Below are 25296 nucleotides of genomic sequence, written 5' to 3'. Positions count from 1 at the left end.
CCCCTTGTCAGCTTTGTTTTCTCTGCTTTGGCAGAAGGCCCCGACGCGACAGCAACATGAACCGAACCGATTTCGGGTCCATGTCATAAACGGAGCGGCGGATTCTCTCCGCCGCTCCGTATTAGGATCAGGACTCGAACCACCAGCGGCTTGCCGCCCGTGCGCCATCATTTTCCCAGCTGGCAGCCAGCTGGTCCGGCGTGCCCACCTTGGTGCTGTTGGCGTAAACGAAATTGTTGAAGAACGGGATGATCGTCCCGCCGTCGTCTTTCGCCAGGATTGCCATCTCGCGGTACATGTCCGCGCGCTTGGCATTGTCCAGTTCCGCTTTTGCCTGCAACAGCAGCTTGTTGAATTGCTCATTCTGCCAGAAGGATTCGTTCCACGCGGCGTCGTCCTTATACGCCAGCGTGTACATCACATCCGGTGTCGGACGAGCACCCCAGGAGACCAGACAGAACGGCTTTTTCAACCACACATCGGAGTAGTAGCCGTCGTTCGGTTCACGTACGACGTTGATGTTAATGCCTGCCGCCTTGGCCTGTTCGGCATAAAGAACTGCCATATCCACAGCACCAGCGTAAACACTATCCGCCGTCGACAGGTTGATGGTGAGCCCTTCTGCACCGGCTTTCTTCAGAAGAGATTTTGCCTGGTCCGGATCATATTCTCGTTGTGGAATGTCATCCGGCCAATAGGGCTGCGCTGGGGAGTGGTGGAAGTCGTTGCCCTTAGTGGCAGCCCCAAAGGCGATCTTCTCGATGATCTCATCACGGTTCATCGCCAGTTTCAACGCGTTGCGCACGTCGACATTGTCGAACGGCGCGGCGTTGCAATGCATCGGCATTGTGATGGCGCCCGCGGACGGGATGTTATGAATCTTGATATTGGGATTGCGCTGCAGCAGCCCCATCGTTTTCAGTTCGATCAGCGATACCGCGTCAACATCACCGGTCATCAGAGCGGTTTGGCGGGCATTCGGATCATTCAGAACGATCATCTCGACCTTATCGAAATAGGCCCCTTCGCGATGCCAGCCATCGTGCCGGCTCAGGTTAAACTGAACGCCAAATTCACCGTTATCGATCTTGTAGGGACCGGAACCGTCGCCGGACTCCCAATCGATCGTGCCGTCGTCATTCGCTGGGCAAATACAAAGATGGTAATCGGTCATCAGCCACGGGAAGTCGGCATTACCGCCGGACAGCGAGACCACAACAGTATAATCACCGTCTTTCTTGATGTCGGTCACACCTGCCAGAAGAGCTTTCGCCGCAGATGTCGAGGCATCACCACGGTGGTGATTGAGCGACGCGATCACGTCGTCTGCCGTCAACTTCTTGCCACTGTGGAAGCTGGCGTTTTCCGTCAGTTTGAATGTCCATTCGGAGGCGTCCGCACTGGCTTCCCAACTGTCGGCCAGGTCTGGTCCGAGAGAGCCGTCGCCCATGATCATTGTCAGGAAGCTACGGTACGTGTGCGCCATGAAGATCATCTGGCGGGTGAGATAAGTGCCTGGATCGTGGCTGTCCGATGTGTTTCCGTCATGCAAGCCCCAGCGGAAGGTGCCGCCAGCTTTCGGCTGCGCCTTCGCCTTGGCGGACCATAGGCCCGTTGCAGTGGAGGCCGTCAGACCCGCAAGCACCGAATAACGGATAAACTCACGCTTTGTGATGCCTCCGGTGCGGGCCGCGCTTTCGAGCCGATTAATCATTTCTTGGTCTTCGGTTTTGGTCATCTGTCTCCCCATCTGGATCATTAAAAGCTGTCGACAGTAGAATTCCCAAACATAGCATCCGAAAATTTTTTAGTATCTGCGATGCTCGTTTGCGACATGTACATAACAAAACACGAACTCCGCCGCCTCGGCCACCCCTCTGACAAAATCCATCATTTAAAATTTTTAATGTTGACCGGCCGCTCATCGATTGTGCAGAGCAGCATTATTTGCCGCATCCTTAAATTTTGACTGTTCGGCAAAAAATCACTCAGCCTATATTATCATCTGCTTTGGAAATTCTGCGGCAACTCTGATTGCAGACGAACGAATATTCGCTACCCATGTCGGAAAATGCTGTTCAAGTTCGGTTTACCGCGCGTTGCCGCACCTCATCTCGCGCATCCTGACGGGAAGTGAACCATCTTCGGAGCCCCCCTATGAGTGTCGCAACGCGCAGCCGAAGCGGAGGCCGTGCCGGCCGCCGAGCCCTTCGCACCGCCCCTGATCACGAAATGTTGCCGGGTCTCACCCGAAAGCTGCCTTTGTGCGAACCCTTGGATCAGGATCAGATTGAACGCCTCGACAACGCGTCCATGCAAATACTGGAAGAGGTCGGCATCATCTTCCGGGACGCCATCGCGCTGGATGACTGGCGCAACGCTGGTGCCAAGCTGGATGGAGAACGGGTTTATCTCGACCGTGGCCTGGTACGCGAGCTTATCCGTACGATCCCCTCCAGCTTCACGTATCACGCCCGCAACCCGGTAAAAAACGTTCCGCTTGGTGGCAACCGGTCGATGTTCGTGCCCATGACCGGTGCCCCCTTCATTCGGGATCTCAACGACGAGCGCCGCAACCCGACGCTGGAAGATCTCGCGATGTTCCACAAGCTCAGCCACATGCTGCCTGCGATGCATTCCAGCGCGCACCACATAGTCGAACCCTATGACCATCCAATCAGCCACCGCCACTTGCGCATCACCTATTCGTCAATGAAGCATTCAGACAAGACTTTCATGGGCATGACAACAAGCCCCAAGAATGCCCAAGACGTCATGGAGATGTGCGCCCTCCTCTTCGGAGAGGATTATTTGGAAGACCACCCGGTCACCACTGGCAACTGCAACGGCAACTCTCCCCTGGTCTGGGACGAGACCATGCTTGGCGCCATGCGCGCCTTTTCAAAGCGGAACCAGCCGGTACTGTGCTCCCCCTTCGTGCTCGGCGGAGCCAACACACCGGCCTCGGTGGTGCCGGCCGTTGCCCAGCTGAACGCGGAAGCCCTGAGTGCGCTCGCCTACACCCAGGTGATCCGCAAGGGCGCGCCAGCGATCTACGGCCACTATCTCTCGACAGTGTCCATGAAATCCGGCGCACCAATGGCCGGCACGCCGGAAATCAGCCTGATGAACTTCCTAATCGGTCAGCTGGCGCGCCATTATAATGTACCTTGGCGCACCTCCGGGTCGCTCGGCGGCGCCAAGACTTTCGATGCCCAAGCGGGTTATGAGAGCGCAGCAACTTTGAGCGCCGTGATCCATGCCGGCGCCAACTACATCTGGCACGCAGCCGGTTGGAACGAAGCCGGCATGCACTGTTCCGTTGCAAAGTTCATTGTCGATGCAGAGCAATGCGCCATGGCCTATCGCATGGCCGAAGGTCCGCGCTGGGACGACTTTGACGAAGCGCTGGCAGCGGTCCGTGATGTTGGTCCGGGCGGTCACTATCTTGGTCACCCCCACACCCAGGAAAACTTCCAGCGGGCCTTCTTCATGCCAGACATGTTCGACAACAATTCGATCGAACAATGGAAGGCGGAAGGCGAAGTCGAAATCACAGAGCGTGCCCTGACCCAGGCCCGCAAGCTCCTTTTGGAGTATCAGGAACCGAAGCTCGACGAAGCGAAGAACGAGGCTCTCTTGGACTATATTGCCCGTCGCGAACGGGAAATACCGGCCGAAGATGCCTTAAACCAAGAATTCTAATTCCTAACCAGCCAAGAGTATCCTGCGTCGAAGCGCGCAGACAGGATGTTGGACCAGCCCCAAAACGACCAGCTTTCAGCTGATCTTGCGATTTCCGTTTCAGGACGTTCCATGAAGATTTCCTCGATCGAGATTTACCGGCACGACCTGCCAGTGAAGAACGGCCCCTACAAGATGGCCAATGCCGAGGTTTGGTCGCTGCAGACAACCCTCGTCAGACTGACATCTGATACGGGTCTCAGCGGATGGGGCGAGACCTGTCCGGTCGGACCGACCTATGCCGAAGCACACGCGCGTGGCGCCCAAGCGGCGCTTCAGCAGATGGCACCGGCACTGATCGGAGTGGAGGTGCAGCCGTTGACTGTTGTCAGAGCCATGAACGGGGCTCTGAACGGCCACAATTATGCCAAGGCGGCTATCGACATCGCGATCCATGACCTGCTCGGCAAAGACCTCGGCGTGAGCGCCGCGACACTGCTCGGCGGTGCGATCACAGAAATGGTTCCCTCCTATTACGCGCTCGGTGTCGGTGACCCGGATGAAATTGCCCGTCTTGCGCTGGAAAAGCAGAAGGAGGGCTACCAACGTCTGCAGATCAAGCTCGGCGGACGGCCTGTTGACGTGGACATCGAGAGTATCCGCAAGGTCTGGCAGAAAATCGCGGGCACCGGTATGCGCCTTGCGGTTGACGGAAATCGAGGATGGACGACGCGGGATGCCCTTCGTGTGTGCCGGGAATGCCCCGATATACCTTTTGTTCTGGAACAACCCAGTAACCGGATCGAGGACCTGGAAAAAATTCGCCCGCAGATCCAGCACGCGCTTTACATGGATGAAAGCAGCGTCGATCTCGCCACCGTCATTCGTGCCGCTGGAACCGGACTCGTCGACGGGTTCGGCATGAAGGTCACACGCATAGGCGGACTGCAGCAGATGGCTGCGTTCCGGGATATCTGCGAGGCGGTCAATTTGCCCCATACCTGCGATGACGCCTGGGGTGGCGACATCATATCGGCGGCGTGCACGCTGATCGCAGCCACTGTCAAACCGTCCCTGCTGGAAGGTGTCTGGCTGGCCGCCCCAATGATCGAGGGGAGCTACGGCCCCAACGAGGGTGTTCGAATAAGGGATGGTCACATCCGCGTTCCCGATAGCCCCGGCCTCGGTGTTGAGATTGACGAAATCCGCTTCGGCGCCCCGATCGCTGCTTGGTAAAGGGAGAAGAAACTAATGCGATTTACCGGAAAGAAAGCGCTCGTGACCGGTGCTGCCGGCGGTATGGGGCAAGTGATCACCAAAATGTTGCGTAATGAAGGCGCTTTGGTCGCAGTTGCCGATTTCAATTGCCACGGCATCCCAGCTGAGGCGGAACTTACCGGCGACCTCTTGGATCAGGTCTATGCAGACAGTCTTCCTGGCGCTGCGGCCAAGGCGCTCGGCGGTCTTGATATCATCATCAACAACGCCGGGGTAATCACACGCGGTCCGGTTACTGAGACCAGCGACCGGGACTGGTCGCTCTCGGTCGGCGTCAATGTAGAAGCGCCCTTCCGAATCTGCCGGGCAGGCATTCCGATCCTCGCCAAGGCCGGCGGCGGCGCCATCGTCAATCTCGCCTCCTGCTGGGGCGTGCACCCGGGTCCCAATCACGCAGTCTATTGCATGACAAAGGCGGCCATTGCATCGCTAACCCAATGCATGGGCCGCGATCACGCCCATCAAGGCATAAGGATCAACGCGGTCTGCCCCAATGAAGTCGACACGCCGATGTTGCGCACCGGCTTCGAAAAACGGGGCTTCGATCCGGTAACGGCGATCAAGGACCTCGGCATGACCGTGCCGCTCGGCCGGATCGCCAAGCCTGACGACATTGCAGATGTGGTGCTGTTTCTGGCTTCCGATGCAGCCCGGTACATGTGCGGTTCCCTCATTGAGGTGAACGGCGGAAAGTCGGTCGCATGACGCGCTTTGAGGGAAAGACGGCACTGGTGACCGGCGGGCGCAGCGGCATCGGCAAGGCCGTAGCCGAAAGATTACGCGGGGAAGGCGCCCGGGTGTTCACAGCCCAGCGCGGCAAAGACCCGGAGTTCGAACATGTGTCTGCCGATTTTTCTGATAGCGCGGCCCTTGCACAAGTGATCCCGGCTGTCATTGCCGCATCGGGACGGCTGGACGTTCTTGTGAACAATGCCGGCCTGATGCAAGAGGCCACGATAGAGGACATGATGCTGGAGGACTGGCAGCGCAGCCTGGCCGTCAATCTCACGGCCCCATTCTTCCTGGTCAAACATGCCCTGCCGCATCTGCGCATGACCAGAGGCACGATCGTCAATGTCGGGTCAATCGAAGGCATAGGATGCAATCCTCATCATTCCGCCTATGCTGCCTCCAAGGCGGGACTGCACGGCTTGACCCGCGCCATCGCGGTTGACCATGGCCAGGACGGTATTCGCTGCAACGCCGTTGCCCCAGGCTGGATCGATACTGACCTGAATCTGGATTTCATCGCGGCCCAGACCAACCCCGAAGCCTTCAGGCGAGATATTGGCAAGATCCATCCCGTCGGCCGAACGGGCGCACCGGAAGAGGTGGCCGCGCTTGTTGCTTTCCTGGCCGCGGAAGAAAGCGGCTTCATCACCGGCCAGATCTATACCGTTGACGGCGGTCGCATGACCCGGCTCAGCCTACCTTAACGCCAAAAAAACTTCGTCCTCAGTTCTGAAACGCCGTGCGGATGGCGGATGACATGGTGACAACAAGATCCCTGTCTGCCTCTGCAGAGGTGCCGATCACCAATTGGGACGCGGGGGTCTCGCCAAAGCCGTCCTGTGTTCCAAGCGTCCGCAATTGTGGTCCGATCGAGGACTTCCCGAGCAAGCCGATGGCAATGCCAGCCTCTACGGCCGCCGTCACACCGGCAACACTCTGACTGGAAAAGACGATCCTGTACGGCCGCCCACTTTTCTCAAGTGCCGCAATCGCAGCATCCCTCCACCAGCAAGCGCGGTCGAACAGCGCAATCGGCACCACCGCCTGATTCTGCAATGACAAGTGTTTCGCGCAGACCCAGCAGGTCGGATCCACGTAAATCACCTCCTCAAAGGATTGCGATACCTCCACTTCATAGACGGCGAGATCAAGCTGTCCCCTGGCAATCATTTCCGGAAACTCCGTGCTGATCGAACAGGTCACCTCCAATTCCACCTGCGGATGAGATTGCACAAACGCTCCGAGGATGGCCGCAAGCCTGGTTTGGCCATGATCATCCGGGATGGCCAGCCGCAGCCTGCCGCGCAACCCGTCCGCGGTGATTTCTCGGAGCGCCACATCTAGACGACCGGTAACCTCCCGTGCGACTGGCAAAAGCTGTTCACCGGTTTGCGACAAGGATACCCCGCGCCCCGTCCGGTCAAAGACGGGACGTCCCACCACCTCTTCCAGACGCATGATCTGCAGACTGGTGGCGGATTGCGACCGGCCGATCACACGAGCCCCTTCAGTGATGCTGCCCGTTCCTGCCACCGCCAGGAAAGTTCTGAGCAACTCACTGTCCAGATTATTCATCGAATTTTCCGATATCCGATATTAATGATATTCGTTTTACTGATGAATTCAGCATATCTATCATGATCTCGTCAAGCTCAGGAGACCCGACATGACAGATCAGACAGCCGCATCATTCTCGCGTCCGACGCGCCTGCATCTTGCCGGGTTTGGTCTTTTGGCCTTTGCGATCATGATATGGCTGTGGCCGCATTTTACCTGGAACGGCCTGGTCTACACCCTAGAGGGTCTCCTCGCCGTGGCTCCACTCGTCGTGCCGGGCATCCTGCTCACGGCCTGGATCATGGCCAGCGGCGCCGACCAGATCATCAGCCGGGCCTTTGAAGGCCATATGGCACGTGCCGTCATGGCCGCTGCGGCCATCGGTGCGATCACGCCAGTCTGCGGCGTGACGGTTCTGCCCCTGATGGTCGGCCTTCTGGCAGCGGGAGTACCGCTGGCACCCGTCATGGCTTTCTGGTTATCGTCACCGGTCACCGACCCGGCCATGCTTGCAACAACGGCAGCAACCCTGGGGCTGATCTTTGCCATTGGCAAAACCGTCGCAGCTTTCGGCCTTGGCCTCTTCGGCGGCACCGTGACGGCATTTCTGACGGCCGGACAATCCGGTCAGTCGGCGCTCAGAAAAAACGGTCTGGCCTCGTCCCTCAAGACAACAACCTGCTGTGGAGCGGCCAGCTTCTCGCCAAGGGTTTGGCAGAACGCAGACCGGCGCGAAACCTTCTTCCGACAGGGATTCGCCACAACCCGGCTGATCCTGATCTGCTTGATCCCGGCTTTCTTTGCCGAATTTGCCTTGAACCAGGCGCTGACACCGGGCTCTCTCGCGCAGTATGTTGGCGCGGACAAGTGGTGGGCGATCCCCGCTGCCGTTTTTGTTGGGGCGCCAGCCTATATTGACGGCTACGCCGCCTTGCCACTCACGCGCGGTCTCGTCGACAACGGCATGTCCCCAGGCGCGGCGATGGCTTTCCTCGTCTCTGGAGGCGTCGTCAGCATCTGGGGAGCGCTCGCGATCTTTCCCGTGCTCAGACTACGTCCCTTCTTGCTCTACCTGGCGCTGGCCATCACCGGCTCCCTGCTCGCCGGTTATGCCTTCGGTTGGGTCTATTGAGTCTTGAACAGCCAAAGGCTGATGGTTTTTAGGATACTTTTGGCGTGGCCCGTCTATTCGTCAGCAGCCCGCCATTCCTTCCAGCGCAATACGGCATTGGCTCCGAGTTCGCGAAACGGCTGCGGCGGCAGTTTTTTGGGCGAAGACTCCGCCCCGAAATGCCGCGTGATGTCGCTCTCGATACCGAGGGCAAGTTCCGCGGCGCCCATCCCGGTCAGGGTTCCGCGCGCGGTGCCAAGACCGTTCTGAACACACCCGGAATAGATACCGTCGTCCAACTCCCGCATCACAGCCACACCGTTCATGGAAAGGCACAGATGTCCGGCCCATTGGTATTCCATCTTCACCCCGGCCAGTTGCGGGAATCGCCGATCGAACTTGGCCCGCATGACCCTGGCTGCGCGGTCGACATGCGCCTGTTCCAGCTTCATGTTCGGCTTCAGAACTGCGCAAGTGCGTGTGACAATCCGGTTGCCGCCCTGACCGGTATCGATCCGCCTTAAGGTCGTGCCCATCGGGTCGGAGGGAGTGATCCCCCATCGAGGCTGTCCACCGAGTTTCTTCAAAGCATCTTCATCGAGTTCCGGGGTCATCACGGCAAACAAGAACAGCTGCATCAACCGGTCACGTTCATAACCGAAACTCTCCAGATGACCATTGATTGTCAGAATGATCCTGCCAGTTGAAACCTTGCCGCCGGGCGTCACGACGAGCCAGCCCGAGTCCTGCTTGGAGAACGAGGTTACCGGGCTCTCTTCAAAGAGTGATACGCCGGCCCGTCTCAACCCGGATGCCAGACCGCGCACATAACCTGCTGGCTGTAACATCACGGTGCCGGGGGTATAGAGCCCGCCAAGATAGTGACGGCTTCCCGTCAGCTCCGTCATTTGGCGCGAGTCAAGCAGTTCATAGTCTTCGCCGAGGCTGGCAAGGTGGTGCGCATAGCTCTTGTTATGAGCGGCAGCCTTCACGCTGGCAGCACCGTTTACCTTGCCCGCCGGATCGAAATAATTCGCGTCAATCTGGTATTCGTCTACCGCTTCGCGTGCGAAATAGATAGCCTGACGGTTGAGGGCTATCAGGGACTTGTCGTCACCAGCCCCGGCATAGTCCTCTGATGTCAGTTCATGCGGCAGATCGATCATGAACCCGGAATTGCGTCCGGCAGAGCTCTCTGCGATGGGCAAGGCATCCAATACGACAACCTTCAAGCCGGCATCGATCTGCGTCAGCCGACGCGCCGCGCTGAGCCCGGCGAAGCCTGCACCGATGATGGTGACGTCCGCCGTGAGGTCCTCGCCGAGAACCTGCGGCCGCAGCGGTGCCGGCAGAATCCGGTTCCAGGCCGCCGGCCCTTGCAAACTTGGCAGGCATTTGGCGGCCCGCTGCATCAGCCGACCGCCTCGTCCTCGTCGTCGGCGAGATCCACCCAGATTGTCTTCAGCTGGGTGTACTGGTCATGGGCTGCAAGGCTGTTATCACGGCCGCCAAACCCGGACTGCTTGTAACCTCCGAAGGGCGTCGAGATATCGCCTTCGCCGAAACAGTTCACCGTAACGGTCCCTGCCCGGATTGCCCGCGCGCCGCGCAGGGCCTTCTTGGTGTTGGAAGTGAAGATCGATGCGGCAAGGCCGTATTCAGTGGCGTTGGCCATGGCAATTGCTTCGTCAAACCCACGCACGGTCAGAACACTCAAAACCGGTCCGAAGATCTCTTCCTTGGCAATGGAAGACTGTGCCTCGACTTCAAGCACGGTAGGTTCTACGTAGGCCTCCCCATGGGTTTTGCCGCCCATCAAGACGGTGGCGTTCGTGTCGAGATAAGAACTGACTTTCTGGAAATGCGCACTCGACACAAGCGCACCGACCCGGTGCTCCGGATCAAGCGGATCGCCAAGGGTCCATTCACGGGTATGAGCCAGAATCCGCTCCATCAGCGCGTCCTTGATCTCCTCTTCGACGATCAGGCGCGAACTCGCCGAGCAGTTTTCGCCCATGTTCCAGAATGCGCCATTGACCACATGCGCTGCAACACGATCGAGATTGTCTGCATCTTTCAGAACAACGCTGGGGTTCTTGCCGCCCATCTCTAGAACGACTTCCTTCAGATTACTGTCTGCCGCGTAGTGCAGGAACCTGCGTCCCGTTTCGGTCGATCCGGTGAAGGACACCATGTCAACATCCATATGCCGCCCGAGCGGCTCGCCGACCTCCGGACCGGTACCCGGCACCACGTTAAAGACACCGCGGGGGATGCCCGCCTCCATGGCAAGTTCGGCAATGCGCAGCGCCGTTAGAGAGGTTTCCTCCGCCGGCTTGACGATCACCGAACAACCTGCTGCCAGCGCAGGCCCGATTTTCCAGGCCAGCATCAGGAGCGGGAAGTTCCATGGCAGCACAAGACCGACCACACCAATCGGCTCACGCACGATCATCGCGATGTGGTCGTCCGATGCAGGGGACACCTGATCATAGATCTTGTCGATCGCCTCCGCGTGCCATTTCAGGCAATGGATTGTCTCCGGAACATCGACGGTCTCGCAGTCGAAGATGGTTTTGCCACTGTCGAGGCTTTCCATCACCGCCAGTTCCCGCCGGTTCCGGGTGAGCAATTTGGCAAAGCGGATCAGAACGTCCTTCCGTTCACCGGGAGACAATTTCGACCAGCGCCCGTCTTCAAATGCATCGCGCGCTTTTGAAACAGCGAAGTCGACATCCTCAGAGCTGCAGGCCGCTATATCGGCCAGCGTCTCACCCGTGGCCGGGTTTACGCTTGAGAATGTCTTTCCCGATTGTGCCGGCCGATAGCTGCCATCGATAAAGGCGTTGGTCGGCAAAGTGAGTTTGGCGGCCAGAGCCTTGTACTCGTCACGCGTCAGAAGATCGGTCATGGTCACGCTCCTGCCGTGATGTCATCAATGGTGGATTTCAACACGCGAACAACCTGCTCGAGTTGGCGTTTGTCGTCCTTGTTCAGCGCCTTCAGCGGGGGGCGCGGCGGTCCGGCATAAAGACCACTCATCTCAACACCGTGCTTGACGCACTGGATGAATTTGCCGCCCTGCTCCAGGACGCGCATCAACGGCATCATCGCCGACATTATCTTGCGCCCCTTGGAGAAATCGCCCTCGACCGCACAGGCCTGGTAGAGCGCGACATGTTCCTCGGGCAAGAAATTGGAACCGGCACAAACCCAGCTCCGCGCACCCCAGGCAAAGAACTCCAGTGCTTGGTCGTCCATGCCACATGACATCTGGATATGCGGATAGTCACGGGCCAGCAGATGCACCCGGTTGATGTCGCCTGAGCTTTCCTTGATGGCGCAAACATTGCGGGACCGGCCAACCCGGTCCAGGAACTCCTCGCCCATGTTGACGCCCATCCGGCCCGGATAATTATAAAGCATGATCGGTAGATCCGCCGCCCGGTCGATGGTCAGGACATTAAGCGCATTTTCCCTCTCCGTCGGCACCGCATAAGGCGGCGTGGCCACCAGGACAGCTTCGGCATCCATCTTTGCCGCACCTTCCGCCAAAGCGATGGAGTCCGGCGTGCGCATAGTGCCCGTACCGACGATTAGCGGAAGACGTCCCGCTAGCTTGTCCTTTGTGAACTGCGCAAGTTCCAGACGTTCTTCCACTGTCTGGGTATAGTTCTCGCCCGTTGAACCGCCCGAAATCACGCCATGAACGCCGCTGTCGACCAGGTGATCGATCACCTTCTCCAGCGCATCCCAGACGACATTGCCATCGGCATCATAAGGCGTCACGGCAGGCGTATAGATACCCTCAAAAGTCAGTCTTGGTGTCATCCAGATGGTCTCCCGCTTCAGGCGGATTTAAGATTGGGGGGCTGACCGAGTGGGGCTTCCAACCCGGGCGGCATGACAAAGAGCTCAATCTGGTCGCGCGACAGAGCCCAGTGTTCGAGCGCAAGCTCGGCAGCCCGGACATCATTGCCCGTTTCGATCGCCGCTATCATCGCATCATGTTGGTCGCTGGCCAGTTTGAGCCGATCATCCTTCGCCCCGTTTTTCGGGCGGAAGAACGTCATTCCGATGCGGGTGTGGTCAATCAGCAGCCGGTCAAGGCTCGCCATCAGGTAGCTGTTGCCGGCCATCAGGCCGGTGATGCGGTGAAAACGATCGTTCGTCAGCGCACGCGCGGTCACGTCACCGGTGTCCATCGCCTCCCGAAAGGCATCTTGTGCCGCCTTCAGTTCATCGATCTGTGCCGGCGTGGCGTTCTGGGCAGCCAGGCGCAGTATGGCGCTGTAAATCAGCGGTGCGGCCAGGAAGAAATCGCGCAGCGTGAAATGAGTCATATCGGAAACACGCGCGCCGCGATTGAGCTGCAACGAGACATACCCCTCGCCGGACAACTGCTGCAGCACCTCCCGCAAGGGTGTGCGTGACAGTCCGTAGAGATCACAAAGCTCTGTTTCTTCAAGCGCACTTCCGGGCTTGCGCTCCAGCGTCAGGATCGCACGCTTCAGATCTTCATAGGCGACCGTCTTGGCCGTTCCACGCTGAGGGGGCATCACTCCGCTCCGTTTCGATTTTGGTTGACCGATTTGTATACAATGTGAATACAATGACAACACATAAATCATACAATGATGCCCGATGCTCGAAACGGGCCAAGGCGACAGGCTCCGGAGAAAAGCGACATGCCCACAACGCGCGACGTCACCTTCCTGCTGCTCGACGATTTTTCCCACATTGCCTTTGCCTGTGCCGTTGAGCCGCTGCGCATCGCCAATCTGCTTCAGGGTGAGGAGATTTACCGCTGGCGTCTTGCGTCGGTTGATGGTGAACGCGCCGTTTGTTCAAACAAGACGGTCACCCTTGTCGATCAGGGCCTGACTGACCTGGCTCCGCGCAGCAGCCTGTTTCTGATTTCCGGGCAAAATGTCGGCGACCGGGCAACACCGGGCGTGCTCGCTTTCCTACGGCGCGAACGGGCGCGCGGCACCCGGATCGGTGCCATCTGTTCTGGCGCTCATGTGCTGGCAAGCGCCGGATTTCTGAACAACCGCCGGGCGGCCATCCACTGGTCTTTCCATGACAGCTTTCAGGAGAATTTTCCGGAAGTCGAACTGTGCCGCAACGTCTTTGTCGCCGACGAGACCTTTGTGACCGCCTCGGGCGGCACGGCAGCGACCGATCTGATGCTGCACCTGATTGGCGAAACACACGGTGAAGACCTTGCAGCAGCGATTGCCGACATGATGGTCTATTCCGGCGTCCGCCCCGCTGATGCGGCCCAGCAGATTTCCCTCCAGGCCCGCCACGGCATCCGCAATCCGCACATCGCCGAAGCCATACGGCTTCTCAATGAGAGTGCGCCCTACTACCTGCCAACGTCAGAGATCGCGCGTACGATCGGCATTTCCACACGGCAACTGGAGCGCCTGTTTCAGAAGCACTTGAAAATGTCGCCGAAGCAGTTTGCCATCAACCAGAAACTGACCAGAGCGCGAAACCTTTTGCTGCAGACTGAGCAGTCGATCTCCGAAATCGCTCTGGCTTGCGGCTATGAGTCGCCGTCGCACTTCATCCGCACCTATCAGAACCGCTTCGGCGTCACCCCGCACAACCAGCGGGTCTTCGCTGCCACACCTCAGACTGTATACCAACTCGCCTGACCGGTGCAGCAGATCCGGTCTGGCAACGTCACCCACCCACCGCGGTGGATGCGGGATTGGCAACTTTTGTCGAGTTTGGGTTAGACGGGGCAAACAACGGACATTCCCTGCGATAAAATCGAATTTCCGCTCGGCAAACAAACTGCCGACAACGCAATTGCACAAAGATCAGCTTTGACCGAGGTGTTTGGCAAGGTTGTCAATTTCGGGCCGAACAGCTTTCGCTGCCTGCCAAACCAGAAAGTACCCCTTGCCGGTTTTCAGCGGCTTATCGACCAGCCTCACAAGCCGCCCGGATGCCAAGTCTGCTTGCAAGAGCGAACAGCTTGCCAAGGCGATGCCCTCGCCCTCTAAGGCCAAACCGATGGAATGACTGTAACTCTGGCACAATGTTTTGGTCAGACCGTGAAAAACGCTTTGATGTTCCCGCTGTTGCCATACGTCCCAGTTGATCCAGTCCGGTGCATGTCTCTTATAGTCCAGCAGCCTCGAATTTTGGTGGGCGTTGGCAAAGCGTTCGGCCTCAGCGGGAGAGGCAACAGGGGCCAGTTCCTCGTCCATCAGCAAATGCCCTTCCCACCCCTCGGGAACCTTGTAGGCGTAGATAATGGCAAGGTCGTTGCTGGCTGAAAGCACGTCGCGGGGATCATCCTTAACGACCGTTTCGACAGGACAGGATGAAGAGCTGAGCGCAAAAGACCGAAGGCGCTCGAACAGCCAAAAGACTGACACTGCTGAATTGGCTGCGATGCGGACGGAAGACGCCGCCGGCGACCTAACCTGATCAAGCGCGCCTTGAAGATAGTCCAGTGCCATGGCCACGGGATCGGCCAGTTGTGCCCCGGCCTGCGTCGGTTTGAGGCTCCGCGCGCAGCGCTCAAACAAATCCGCACCCAGCCAGTTCTCGAGTTGCTTCACACGCTTGCTGACCGCGGCTTGCGACACATAAAGCTCAGACGCTGCAGCGCTGAAGCTGCCGGCGCGCAGCGCCGTTTCAAAGAACACAAGCGTGTCGAGCGGCGGAAGCGATTTTCGTCGGCTATCCATTCTCATTGGTTATAGCTATGCCTGAGAATTTTCAATATTCACCGCGTGCCGATGTAGAATTAGTTTTGGCTCAAACTTATTGGGTGAAACGACATGGCAAATTTCGACTGGCATGCAGAGCGAAGCGATCTGGATGGAATCGCATTGCTTGATCGCGCACCAGAAGATCAAGGGATCGATCTGAAAGCCGTCAGACTGTACCGCCTTGGCCGGGTGCGCGAGCAGATGGCTCACTTTGGCGTTGACGCAGTCATCCTGTCGGACCCCATCAACATCCGCTACGCCACAGGCGCGCGGAACATGCAGGTGTTTTGTCAACGCAATGCACCGTCGCGCTACCTGCTGCTAACCGCCGCGAGATCTCTCCTTTTCGAGTTTACCGGATGCCTGCATCTTGGGCAGGGCTGGGAAACAATTGACGAAGTGCGCCCCGCCAAGACCGCCAGCTTTGTCGCGGCCGGTCCCGGCATTCAGGCCCGGGAAAAGGCCTGGGCAGTTGAAATGGCGGACCTGATCAAGGAGCTTGCCGGGAAAGGAGCAACCGTCGGGCTGGAGCGGCTGAATGCCGGAACAGCGATTGCACTTAAGGACTGCGGTCTGCGCATCGTTGATGCTCAGCAACCGGTCGAAATGGCGCGCTCGGTCAAGTCCAGCGAAGAAATGAAATGCGTGAATGCCTCATTGCGGGCGACCGAGACCGGCGTGGCCAGGTTGCGGGATGCAATCCGCCCCGGAATGACAGAAAATGAACTGTGGTCCGTCTTGCATCAATCGGTGATCGCGCAGAATGCGGATTATTGCGAAACACGGCTTCTTAACGCAGGCGCCCGGACGAACCCGTGGTTTCAGGAAACCTCCAGCAACGTCATTGGTGAAAACGAATTGATTGCACTCGATACGGATGTGGTCGGCTGTCACGGCTACTATTCCGATTTCTCGCGCACATTCCATGCTGGACCGGGAAAACCGACCGAGGTGCAACGCGAGCTCTACAAGGTTGCGTACGAACAGGTCCAAAGCAACATGGACATTCTCCATGCGGGCATGAGTTTTCGGGACTATGCGGAGCGTGCGTGGGATATCCCGGAAAAATTCTACGACAACCGCTATTACCTCTCGGCCCATGGCTGCGGCATGACGGGCGAATACCCTTATCTGTATCACAAGGGGGATTTTCCCGATGCTGGATATGACGGAGAGATCGTCGCCGGCATGACGATCTGTGTTGAAAGCTATATCGGCGCCGCTGGGGGCTGCGAAGGTGTCAAACTTGAGCAACAGGTTCTGGTAACAGAAACGGGCATTGAGCTGCTGTCCCTCTTTCCCTTCGAAGAAGAACTGCTGCGTTAAATTTTCTTATAAATGTTTCTGTATTTTCGCGAAGTTCAGCGCCATTGCTCAAAATTGGCGCAACCCTCCAATGAAATCGGCGATATGCCTTGGAATAACCGTTTACCCAATGACAATCAACCTGATGCCGAGTTCAACACGATCATAAAGATTAATGATGTCCTGGTGCCATATGCTAATTCAGCCGCTTAAATGATTGGTTCCGATGCTCCGTGGCTGATTGGTACTGTGGAGGCGGTTATAGGCCCACTAAGATTGAACAAGAATATTCCCTTCGACAAAATGGTTTTCCGCTTTACGCTGTTGTGAAGCGAGCTATGGAGAATATTGGTGTTCTTGCTGCCGATCCCGGCGTGATCTCTACACGTCTAATGCAGATGAATCTGATAAGTGGCGTTGTGAAAGGATGATTAGCCCCCGTCTGAAGCAAAAGCCAAGGCTGACCTTTCATAACACAGAACGACGACAACGCAGTTCCTAGATACGCAAAAGCATCATCAATCGGAACATCTGTCCTCGATTTAGGCAAAGGAAATACATTCTCTGCCCGCAGGAAAGCCGCCTCAAACACAGCACATGAGGCAGTCCCTCCGCCAAACCTTACGGCTTTACGAACATATGCTCCCGTTCGCCATAGATGGGTCAAAGCGCATTGCGATCGTCGTGAAGGCGATCACCAGATAGCGATTACCGGTCTTCACATAGCCCGCATAGAAGAACCTCTGGCCCGTGTAAGCGCCGTATCGGTTCTTCGCGTTGACCGAGCCGCAGATCTTTCATGCCATACCACCCTCGAATTCGTTAATCACGTCGAACGTGAAAACGGCCGAGTAGGGATCAACAAGCGTCTCAGCCGCTTTCATCCTCACAGCCTGCTCAAGTGCAGGATCTACTCGCGAGACCTATATCGCCTGCAATATCGCTCTGAACGAGCGGATGGGAAAAAGTCGTTGTCCTGCATCGGCCTTTCGCCCTCAGCCCAAACGCACAAAATTCTCGATCGGCTCTGAAGCAGCGTTGTCTAACATCGCCCGGATCATCGATATGCACTTCTGCGCAATGATGGGCCACACTCCGGTGACGTATGAAAGTTCAAAGGAGATCTTTGGCGAGCCATTCGACTTCGACAAAGCTCTTGAGTTCTCATCCACCCTGGGCAAGGTGTCAGCAAAGCTGAAGATTCTTGATTTGGCTGATGAAGAAACGATCGCCCTTTGCCGCCTCGGGAATATGTCGTTGAAGACAGTCGATTGTCGCAGCGCACAAGAAGCCTTTTTCGACCGGCGCAAGTCATATCTCGTTCGCTTGAAGAACCGGAGCATCCGGGGCAGTCCCAATCACGAGGCACAGGCCGATCTCCTAGCTGTTGGAAGCATGCTGAAAGCCCTCGACTATGAGGTCACCGGGAAGAACCTGATGCTCGGCTGCCGGTTGATCGGCCGCGACTTCGGCGATCGCCCATCTGGATACAAAAACCGCTATCAGAAGGTGATGAAAACGCTCCGCGGCAAGAAGCCAGCATGACTTCGATTTGCAACAAGTTCGATCCGGATTTGTCAGCAATTCGCATCAAATTCGGAAGGAGTTTTCCAGCCGGAACTTCATGAAAACATTGAGCTAATTGAAGAACCAAAAATCCACTACACTAACAAAGGAATAGAACAACAGACAAATAGATCATTCTTTGGGGCCTGCGGCCCCGCGAGCTTCGCTCCGGCCTTCGCCTTCGGCTCCGGCACTGCGCACGCTCGCAATGAAACTCCCTCCTGGAAGAGATTGAAAAAAAGATCTCAAAAACATCCCGGCATCGGACTTGGTCTGGCTGAAACAAGAAGATCAGAGAAAGGCACCGGCTCGCGCCTGCGGCGCTCTCCGCCCCCTTCCTCCGGCTTAGCGAAGCGTTAGGTTTTCTCCTCCGGAAAGAAGAACAGAAACTGTTCCAGCTCGATGGGCCGTTCCGGCCCGACGAGCGCTCTTTGATAATGTATACATCACGCGGTCTTTGTGCCGGGTCTTGGCACCAAGTCTTGACACAACACCAAGATGGCGTGTGTTTCTGCTCTCCTCCCCCTCCCCGGCTGACAATCGCCTCGTCCGAACCCACCAGATATGCCAGAGGATCGATTTTAAGAGTCACTGGTACACACCGCGCACTCTCAACGATAATCACACACGCCAAACAGAAAGCGCGCCATGGGGCTTCCCTGTCGATCTGGCGTTTCAAGAACTATCGGTCCGGACGCACATCTATTTCGGGACAAAGGCCAGCAAGGTATTTCGCGATCGACACTGAGATGATCATCAGCCTGATTGGGCAAATGAAAGACAGCCGATCAGAGGGTCAGATTGCTATCGGTTTGATGGCTGGAACTATCCGGCCAGACCTCGCCACGAAACAGTTTCAACGACGTGGCTCGGAATTAGCGGTCGATTGAACTTGGCGATCTGCAGAAAAGCTCGGGTTCGCGTTTGCGGTTGAGCAAAAACAAGCAGATGCTGTTGACTTAATTTGCACTTAATACAACCAACCTGGCCGATTGATGAACAGCGGATCAAAGGATCGCACGGGTTTGCCGGTCGAAATTTTGAAAAAAGTTCACCCTGAAACGAGCGTTATGAACTTTGGTGAACCAACTTTGAACCAAATGTTCCGGGAATTGGAGTGGATCTGCTGGTGAGCCCAGAAGGCATCACCCTCGCATCATCGCGGTTTCTCTAGGACTTCGCTTTTGACGCGTGTCAGTTATCGCAGTTCACGCAAGATGGATCCAGCTCAGGAGTACTTGTCGGCTTTGGGAGAGAAAACAATATCCAAACTCTGATTGAAAACCTCTAAATCAGACAGCGGCCTCCTCCCCAATTTAGATTAGCAAATTCTGGGCAGTTGCTCGCCTACAAGCATGTCCACCAACCGTTCGCCGCCGAAGAGCGTGCGCATGGTCACCCGGCCGGAATGCCCGTCGAGAGCCTTGCCGATCACGACCGCATCGCGTCCTTCGGGCGTGGACCGCATGGCCGCAAGGGCCGCGTCCGCCTGGGTTTCGGGAACGAACATCACCAACGTGCCCTCATTGGCAAGATAAAGCGGGTCCAGCCCGAGGATTTCGCAAATGCCCTTGACCTCGGCGCGGAGCGGCACTGCCGTTTCGTCGATCTCGATGCTGACGCCGGCTGCTTCGGCCATTTCGTTCAAGGAGGACGCCAATCCGCCCCGGGTCGCATCGCGGGCTGCGCGGGTGTCCGGTGCTGCCGCCAAAACCGCCTCGATCAGCGTATTCAAGCTCTGACAGTCCGATGTAATATCGCTTGAAAGCGCCATATCGCCGCGAGCCGCCAATATGGCCGCGCCATGATCGCCCAGAACGCCGTTGACGATGGCAACATCGCCCGGCCGGATCTGACTTGCGGCCATCGATCGGCCCGGAGGGATCACACCTACCCCTGTTGTCGTCACGAAAACCTTGTCCGCAGCGCCTTTGCCAACGACCTTGGTGTCGCCAGTTACGACGCGCACCCCAGCTTTTTCCGCTTCGATTTGCATGGAGGCCACCACCCGGCGCAGCAAGGCGATCTCGCAGCCCTCTTCGATGATAAAAGCCGCCGACAACCAGAGCGGTTTGGCGCCACCAACTGCCAGATCGTTGACGGTGCCGCACACAGCGATCTTGCCGATATCGCCGCCGGGAAACTCCACCGGCGAAACCACAAAACTGTCCGTGGTCATGGCCAATTGAGCGCCAGGTTCTTGCAAGGCATCCGCCGTCAGGCGCGCCTGATCCTCATTGCTGGCTGGCCTGAAGACATCGGTGAACACCTCTTCGATGAGGTCCCGCATGGCCTTGCCCCCACCGCCATGGGCAAGGGTTACGCGGTCCCCGCGCAACCGGGAGGCCTTGATTGGAGCCGCCATGTTCATTCCGCCGCCTCCATCGCGCTGTACTGGAAATAAGCCGCGCATGCGCCTTCTGAACTAACCATCAGCGCCCCAAGCGGCATGTCGGGCGTACAGCCCTTGCCGTAATGTGGGCATTGATACGGCTTCAGACGGCCTGTCATCACTTGCCCACAGGCACAGCCCTCTGGCTCCTCGACCGACCGTTCCCCGGCGCCATACCCGACCTTGAAGCGGACCTCCGCATCAAAGGCCTTGTAGACATCGCGAATGCGCAGGCCACTGGCGTCGATTTCCCCAAGACCGCGCCATTCAAACCGCGGGCGCGGCTCATAAACGTCTTCAATGGCCGCCAGAGACACCGGATTTCCGTGCTCCGGAACAACACGGGCGTACTGATTTTCCACTTCAGCCCGACCGTCGCGGATCTGCTCTAGTACCATCAGCACCGACTGCAGCAGATCGAGCGGTTCGAATCCCGCAACCACAATCGGCTTTCCATAGACTTCGGCAATAAAGTCATAAGGGTGGGTGCCGATAACCATGGAGACATGGCCCGGCCCGACAAAACCGTCAAGAATCATGTCGGGATCATCAAGAAGTACCTTTATCGGTGGTGGCACGGTGATGTGATTGCAAAAGACTGTGAAGTTCGTGAGGTCTTCGCGGGCGGCCTGCTGGATCGACAAGGCCGTCGACGGGGTTGTTGTCTCAAAGCCCAAGCCGAAGAACACAACTTCCCGTTCCGGATTGCGGCGTGCGAGCTCCAATGCATCAAGGGGCGAATAGACCATGCGAATGTCCGCGCCGTCCGCCTTGGCCTGCAGCAAGGATTTCCGGGAACCGGGAACCCGCATGGCATCGCCGAAGGTCGTGAAGATCACCTCCGGCCGCTCGGCGATCTCAACACACTCGTCGATCCGGCTCATGGGTAGTACACAAACCGGACACCCGGGTCCATGAATGAATTCGATGCCTGCAGGCGTCAACCGGTCCAGTCCGTAGCGGAAGATGGCATGGGTGTGCCCCCCGCAGATCTCCATGATGTGGACGGGTTTATCTGCCGTTGCGCCGATATCTTCAACGACTTCTTCAATTTTTGACAACACGGATTTGGCAGCAACCGGGTCCCGGAACTCTTCGACATATCTCATTGTCCTGCCTCCAGTGCAGCATCCCCCTGCGCCATGGCCTCCAGGGTTTCCTGGGCTTCGCCAAGGCCGCGCAATGCTTCCAGCGTCTTTTCCGCTTCGTCCTCATCAATCAGGCTCATCGCGAAGCCGACATGGATCAATGTCCAACAGCCGACGAGGTCAGCCGGATCGGTGCCGGCAACGCACGCAATATTCACCTCGCGGCGGACACCCGACACTTCAGCCAGAGCCATCAGCTTTGATGCATCCGTGATCTCGACAATCTGTCCAGGAATTCCCAGGCACATGGGTCAGTCCTCCTCTTGTTCGGCAGGGGCATTGCCCGGTTGCCGGATGCCGCATCGGTCGAGTTTGGCCCTCAGGCCAACACGCGACAGGCCGAGTTCGTTGGCTGCCCGGCTCTTGTTCCACTTCAGCCGGGTCAAAGTTTCGCGCAGGATCCGCATTTCGATCACTTCGATGCGGTCCTTGAGCGTCCCCTCGCCGGAAATCACGTCGTCCGCATCCGCGTTGATACTTGGCGGCGAAGACGGGTCCGCCTGCAAGATGTGGCGGGAAATGAGCTCGGGACCGAGAACAGCTTCCTGAGCTGCAATCAACATCCGCAAAAGCTCGTTCTCAAACTCTGGTAGGTTGCCCGGCCAATCATAGTTCGACAAAAACTCGACCGCGAGATCGGACAGACCGTTGACCGGTTTGCCATGCTTCACCGCCAGTTCGAACAGAAGGTTTTGCCCCAACACCCCAATGTCCTCGATCCGGGACCGTAACGGCGGCAGATTCAGTTCAACCCTAGCAAGGGCATAGAAGAGATCCTTGTTAAATGCTCCCCTCGCAACCCGTTGCGACAGGTCGTCGGGCGCTCCGGTCAAGAAGCGGATGTTCGTGGTCAGCGTTTCACTGCCGCCCAATTGTTCGAAGGTCCCTTCTGTTGCGGCCCGCAACAGCGTGAACTGCATCTGATCGCTCAAGGTTTCGATACCGTTGAGGAACAAGGTGCCGCGATCCGCCTTCTGAAAGAGCCCGACCTTGTTGGTCGGTACGCCTGGAAGCGTTCCCCTTTTTGCTCCGAGCAGCTTCACCTGAAGCATCGCATCGGACAATCCGACACAGTTGAGTTCATAAAACGCCTGATCAGAGCGCAAGGACGTATAGTGGATGGCGCGCGCGATCTCCGCCTTGCCGGTTCCCGATTCACCGCAAATCATAACCGGGACATCAAAGCTGGCGTACTTACGGGCCTGTTCGATGACGGCATTCATCGGGGAATTCGGCGCTCGCAAGACCTTCTCAAACCCCAACCCTTCCCGCAGCGCCTTTCGCCGGGTTTCCAGCTTGCTTTCCACCGAACGGGCTAAAAAGCGCATTTCCAACGACATCCGGTCATGCTCGCGGGTGAGCTGAAACAGCTGCGCGGCATTCTTGGCGACCATCATCAGATGATCCGGATGCCAGGGTTTCGTGAGGAATTGATAGACACCAGCCTCGTTGATAGCCGCGATCATATCGTTGGTTTCTGTATAACCGGTGATGACGATGCGCACCGTTTCCGGCCACTTCTTACGCACCTCGGACAGAAACTCGATGCCCGTGGTTCCCGGCATCCGGTGATCGCAGAGAATGACCTGGACGAAATTCTCTTCCATGAGCCGGGTTGCCTCATCGGCGTCAAGCGCTGTCAGGCAGTCGAACTCGTCCTCCAGCGTCATGCGCATGGACGCCAGCGAGTGCTCCTCATCGTCGACCAGCAAAACCGTCGGCAAGCTGCTCATTCCGCCGCTCCCCGTTGCGCTTTGACGGCCAGATTGTCCCGCAGCCAGGCCGTCCATGCCTGCATGCCCTCTCCCGTGCGCGCCGACAGTCTCAGGATCTCAATATGCGGGTTCACCCGCCGAAGGTTGGCCTCATAAAGATCCAGATCCACATCGCAATAAGGCGCAAGGTCGACCTTGTTCAGGATTGCCAACCGCGCTGCGGTAAACATGTCAGGATATTTCAAAGGCTTGTCTTCACCCTCGGTCACAGACAGGATCGCCACCTTGCAGTCCTCTCCGAGATCAAAACTTGCCGGACACACAAGATTGCCGACATTCTCGATGAACAGGACACTGTTCGTGCCAAGCGCCAGATGTTCGATGGCGTGACCAACCATATGACCGTCCAGATGACATCCCTTGCCGGTGTTCACCTGTATGGCCGGCGCGCCGGTTGCACGGATCCTTTCAGCGTCGTTCTGAGTTTGCTGATCGCCCTCGATCACCGCTAGTGGAACATCCTCAAGTGCTTCGATTGTCTTACACAAAAGCGTTGTTTTCCCCGATCCGGGCGAGGACACCAAATTGATTGCAAAGACATCCAGAGCGCTCAGTTTGGACCGATTGCGATCCGCATACCTGTCATTTTTGGAAAGAATATCGGTCTCGATCTCAATCAGCCGATCCTGAGAAAAACCGGGTACCGAGGTCCCCGCTGCTCCTTGTCCATAATGATGGCAATTGCCTTGTTCATGGGAATACTGATGAGAGTGATCATGATCATGCGTGTGATCATGTGTATGCACTTTCACTTGTCCGTCGCCGCATCCGCATACCGTACACATCAGACCACCTCCAAGTCCTTGATTCGCATTTCGTCTCCCCCCTGCGGCATCATCTTGCCACCACCACAACTTGGGCAGGGGTCCAGACGATGCTCTATCGCCTTTTCCTCCATACAGTCGTAGCACAGCGCCCGTCCGGGCAAGTCGATCACAATCAGCTCCGCTCCTTCGGCAACGGAATTCCGCATCACCACATCGAAAGCAAAATGAAGGGCCTCAGGTTCTATTGCAGCGAACCTGCCAATTTCGAGCCGCACCCGTGTCACCTTCTCAACATTATGCGCCCGCGCCTGATCCTCAATGACCTCCCGCAAACCCTCGCAGATTGACATCTCATGCATCATCCACCTCCATCAACGATACGGGCATGCAGGGATCGAGAATGTCCAGCACAAGACCCGCCAGATCCGCTTTTTCGCGCGGCAAGTTTGCTAGGGACTGGTCCAGAACCCCACCTGGCGCCAGAAGGTGATCGGTCGGCGTGATCCGCCGAAAATTCTTGACGTGGCCGTCTTCAATCTCCGCACTGATCGCGTACAAACCGCGTGCTGCGGGCACAACCGCGCGCCCCGGCGCCACGATGGCGACGTCTTGAAGGCGGCCCGTCAAACAGTCCTGCGCATCATAAAGCCGAGCCGTTGCCCTCCACAGCGGGCCGCGGCCAAATTCTTCTTCGATGTGACGCATGACAGGACGATGCGCCTGCCGGGCAGCTACAGAGTTCTCCAGGGCTGCAGCTCCAAACACATTCTGGCGGGTCGCTGCCGTCAGATCGGCAGCGCAGGCCTCTCCGGGTCCGAAATCCGTCCGGATTTCATGCAAAACCTGCGTTATCGGACTGCCAGACGCCAGAAACATCGCAAAATCGCCGGGCTCCTCCGGAAGTGATCCCAGCGGACCAAACAGAGCCGCACGAACCACCGCCGTATCAGATCCCGAGATCTGCGGAATGGGCTGCGGCCGCCCGCCAAAGAATCCCGGCCAGGTCACGCAGAATTTCAGCAAATGATCTCTGAGGATCTCACGCGTCAGATCCTCCTTCGGGGTTTCGGTTAATGGTAGGCCGAAGGCCATGCGGGCGGCGATGTCTTGAGCCGTGCGGCACAGGTTGAACAGGCGCGGCAGCAATTCGGCAGCCTCTTCGACCGGCTTGCCGATGACAAGGCTGGCCACCGGCAGCGGAGCCGTTGGTCTTGCCTTGACGGTTGCCCCCCGCGCCCGCATCT

Annotated in this window: 22 protein-coding genes; 8 read left to right on the top strand and 14 right to left on the bottom strand. The window is 57.5% G+C overall.

Going from position 1 to position 25296, the window contains the following annotated elements:
- Window positions 1–127 precede the first annotated feature (127 nt).
- Window positions 128–1738 carry an ABC transporter substrate-binding protein gene (locus tag ACQY4Z_RS17965; protein ID WP_428523537.1) on the bottom strand — a complete coding sequence of 537 codons (1611 nt, stop codon included), beginning with the start codon at window positions 1736–1738 and terminating at the stop codon, window positions 128–130.
- A 419-nt stretch (window positions 1739–2157) separates the two neighbouring features.
- On the opposite strand from ACQY4Z_RS17965, the gene ACQY4Z_RS17960 reads away from it, so the two are divergent.
- The 4 genes from ACQY4Z_RS17960 (at window position 2158) to ACQY4Z_RS17945 (ending at window position 6398) form a co-directional block, all read left to right on the top strand.
- Complete coding sequence (locus ACQY4Z_RS17960; RefSeq protein WP_428523535.1) at window positions 2158–3705, top strand: trimethylamine methyltransferase family protein; 1548 nt, start codon at window positions 2158–2160, stop codon at window positions 3703–3705.
- 111 nt (window positions 3706–3816) lie between these two features.
- Window positions 3817–4920 (top strand): mandelate racemase/muconate lactonizing enzyme family protein, encoded by a 1104-nt coding sequence (locus tag ACQY4Z_RS17955; protein WP_428523533.1) that lies wholly within the window; start codon window positions 3817–3819, stop codon window positions 4918–4920.
- A 15-nt stretch (window positions 4921–4935) separates the two neighbouring features.
- Window positions 4936–5667 carry an SDR family NAD(P)-dependent oxidoreductase gene (locus tag ACQY4Z_RS17950; RefSeq protein WP_428523531.1) on the top strand — a complete coding sequence of 244 codons (732 nt, stop codon included), beginning with the start codon at window positions 4936–4938 and terminating at the stop codon, window positions 5665–5667.
- Window positions 5664–6398 carry an SDR family NAD(P)-dependent oxidoreductase gene (locus tag ACQY4Z_RS17945; protein WP_428523529.1) on the top strand — a complete coding sequence of 245 codons (735 nt, stop codon included), beginning with the start codon at window positions 5664–5666 and terminating at the stop codon, window positions 6396–6398. The genes ACQY4Z_RS17950 and ACQY4Z_RS17945 overlap by 4 nt, the downstream gene beginning before the upstream one ends.
- Before the next feature lie 19 nt (window positions 6399–6417).
- On the opposite strand, the gene ACQY4Z_RS17940 is transcribed toward ACQY4Z_RS17945, so the two are convergent.
- Window positions 6418–7269: a LysR substrate-binding domain-containing protein gene (locus ACQY4Z_RS17940; RefSeq protein WP_428523527.1), complete on the bottom strand. Its 852-nt coding sequence runs from the start codon at window positions 7267–7269 to the stop codon at window positions 6418–6420.
- 91 nt (window positions 7270–7360) lie between these two features.
- Here ACQY4Z_RS17940 and ACQY4Z_RS17935 point away from each other — a divergent pair, with 91 nt between their 5' ends.
- Window positions 7361–8383: a permease gene (locus ACQY4Z_RS17935; RefSeq protein ID WP_428523525.1), complete on the top strand. Its 1023-nt coding sequence runs from the start codon at window positions 7361–7363 to the stop codon at window positions 8381–8383.
- A 53-nt stretch (window positions 8384–8436) separates the two neighbouring features.
- Here ACQY4Z_RS17935 and ACQY4Z_RS17930 read toward each other — a convergent pair whose 3' ends face one another.
- The 4 genes from ACQY4Z_RS17930 to ACQY4Z_RS17915 are packed head-to-tail and all read right to left on the bottom strand — an operon-like array spanning window position 8437 to window position 12921.
- Window positions 8437–9774: an NAD(P)/FAD-dependent oxidoreductase gene (locus tag ACQY4Z_RS17930; protein WP_428523523.1), complete on the bottom strand. Its 1338-nt coding sequence runs from the start codon at window positions 9772–9774 to the stop codon at window positions 8437–8439.
- The gene (locus tag ACQY4Z_RS17925) at window positions 9774–11273 is read right to left on the bottom strand and encodes an aldehyde dehydrogenase (RefSeq protein ID WP_428523521.1); all 1500 of its coding nucleotides are present in this window, start codon (window positions 11271–11273) and stop codon (window positions 9774–9776) included. Before ACQY4Z_RS17925 ends, ACQY4Z_RS17930 begins: the two co-directional genes overlap by 1 nt.
- Before the next feature lie 2 nt (window positions 11274–11275).
- Window positions 11276–12181 carry a dihydrodipicolinate synthase family protein gene (locus tag ACQY4Z_RS17920; RefSeq protein WP_428529602.1) on the bottom strand — a complete coding sequence of 302 codons (906 nt, stop codon included), beginning with the start codon at window positions 12179–12181 and terminating at the stop codon, window positions 11276–11278.
- A 29-nt stretch (window positions 12182–12210) separates the two neighbouring features.
- On the bottom strand, window positions 12211–12921 hold the full coding sequence (locus ACQY4Z_RS17915; RefSeq protein ID WP_428523519.1) for a GntR family transcriptional regulator: 711 nt from the start codon (window positions 12919–12921) through the stop codon (window positions 12211–12213).
- A 129-nt stretch (window positions 12922–13050) separates the two neighbouring features.
- Here ACQY4Z_RS17915 and ACQY4Z_RS17910 point away from each other — a divergent pair, with 129 nt between their 5' ends.
- A complete protein-coding gene (locus ACQY4Z_RS17910) occupies window positions 13051–14028 on the top strand; it encodes a GlxA family transcriptional regulator (protein WP_428523517.1) in 978 nt (325 codons plus the stop codon).
- A 168-nt stretch (window positions 14029–14196) separates the two neighbouring features.
- Here the strand turns inward: ACQY4Z_RS17910 and ACQY4Z_RS17905 are convergent, their stop codons facing one another.
- Complete coding sequence (locus tag ACQY4Z_RS17905) at window positions 14197–15075, bottom strand: LysR family transcriptional regulator (protein WP_428523515.1); 879 nt, start codon at window positions 15073–15075, stop codon at window positions 14197–14199.
- A 93-nt stretch (window positions 15076–15168) separates the two neighbouring features.
- On the opposite strand from ACQY4Z_RS17905, the gene ACQY4Z_RS17900 reads away from it, so the two are divergent.
- Together ACQY4Z_RS17900 and ACQY4Z_RS17895 are read left to right on the top strand one after the other, a co-directional pair.
- The gene (locus ACQY4Z_RS17900) at window positions 15169–16425 is read left to right on the top strand and encodes a M24 family metallopeptidase (RefSeq protein WP_428523513.1); all 1257 of its coding nucleotides are present in this window, start codon (window positions 15169–15171) and stop codon (window positions 16423–16425) included.
- A gap of 1017 nt (window positions 16426–17442) precedes the next feature.
- On the top strand, window positions 17443–17949 hold the full coding sequence (locus ACQY4Z_RS17895; RefSeq protein ID WP_428523511.1) for a hypothetical protein: 507 nt from the start codon (window positions 17443–17445) through the stop codon (window positions 17947–17949).
- Between the two features lie 1342 nt (window positions 17950–19291).
- Here the strand turns inward: ACQY4Z_RS17895 and hypE are convergent.
- Genes hypE through ACQY4Z_RS17860 form a run of 7 tightly spaced genes read right to left on the bottom strand, consistent with a single transcriptional unit; the run spans window position 19292 to window position 25294 of the window.
- Complete coding sequence (gene hypE / locus ACQY4Z_RS17890) at window positions 19292–20341, bottom strand: hydrogenase expression/formation protein HypE (RefSeq protein WP_428523509.1); 1050 nt, start codon at window positions 20339–20341, stop codon at window positions 19292–19294.
- Entirely contained in the window at window positions 20338–21471 is a 1134-nt protein-coding gene (gene hypD / locus ACQY4Z_RS17885; protein ID WP_428523507.1) for a hydrogenase formation protein HypD, read from the bottom strand. Before hypD ends, hypE begins: the two co-directional genes overlap by 4 nt.
- Window positions 21468–21758, bottom strand: coding sequence for a HypC/HybG/HupF family hydrogenase formation chaperone (gene hypC / locus ACQY4Z_RS17880; protein ID WP_428523505.1), 291 nt, complete (start codon window positions 21756–21758; stop codon window positions 21468–21470). Before hypC ends, hypD begins: the two co-directional genes overlap by 4 nt.
- 3 nt (window positions 21759–21761) lie before the next feature.
- Complete coding sequence (locus ACQY4Z_RS17875; protein ID WP_428523503.1) at window positions 21762–23243, bottom strand: sigma-54-dependent transcriptional regulator; 1482 nt, start codon at window positions 23241–23243, stop codon at window positions 21762–21764.
- Complete coding sequence (gene hypB, locus ACQY4Z_RS17870; RefSeq protein WP_428523501.1) at window positions 23240–24070, bottom strand: hydrogenase nickel incorporation protein HypB; 831 nt, start codon at window positions 24068–24070, stop codon at window positions 23240–23242. The genes ACQY4Z_RS17875 and hypB overlap by 4 nt, the downstream gene beginning before the upstream one ends.
- Entirely contained in the window at window positions 24070–24402 is a 333-nt protein-coding gene (gene hypA / locus ACQY4Z_RS17865) for a hydrogenase maturation nickel metallochaperone HypA (RefSeq protein ID WP_428523499.1), read from the bottom strand. Before hypA ends, hypB begins: the two co-directional genes overlap by 1 nt.
- Before the next feature lies 1 nt (window position 24403).
- Complete coding sequence (locus ACQY4Z_RS17860; protein WP_428523497.1) at window positions 24404–25294, bottom strand: hypothetical protein; 891 nt, start codon at window positions 25292–25294, stop codon at window positions 24404–24406.
- Window positions 25295–25296: the final 2 nt, after the last annotated feature.

The sequence above is a fragment of the Roseibium sp. genome, from assembly GCF_965276855.1.
Lineage (GTDB): Bacteria > Pseudomonadota > Alphaproteobacteria > Rhizobiales > Stappiaceae > Roseibium.
Note: the sequence above shows the minus strand (reverse complement) of the source record. Positions and strands in the feature narration are given on the sequence as shown.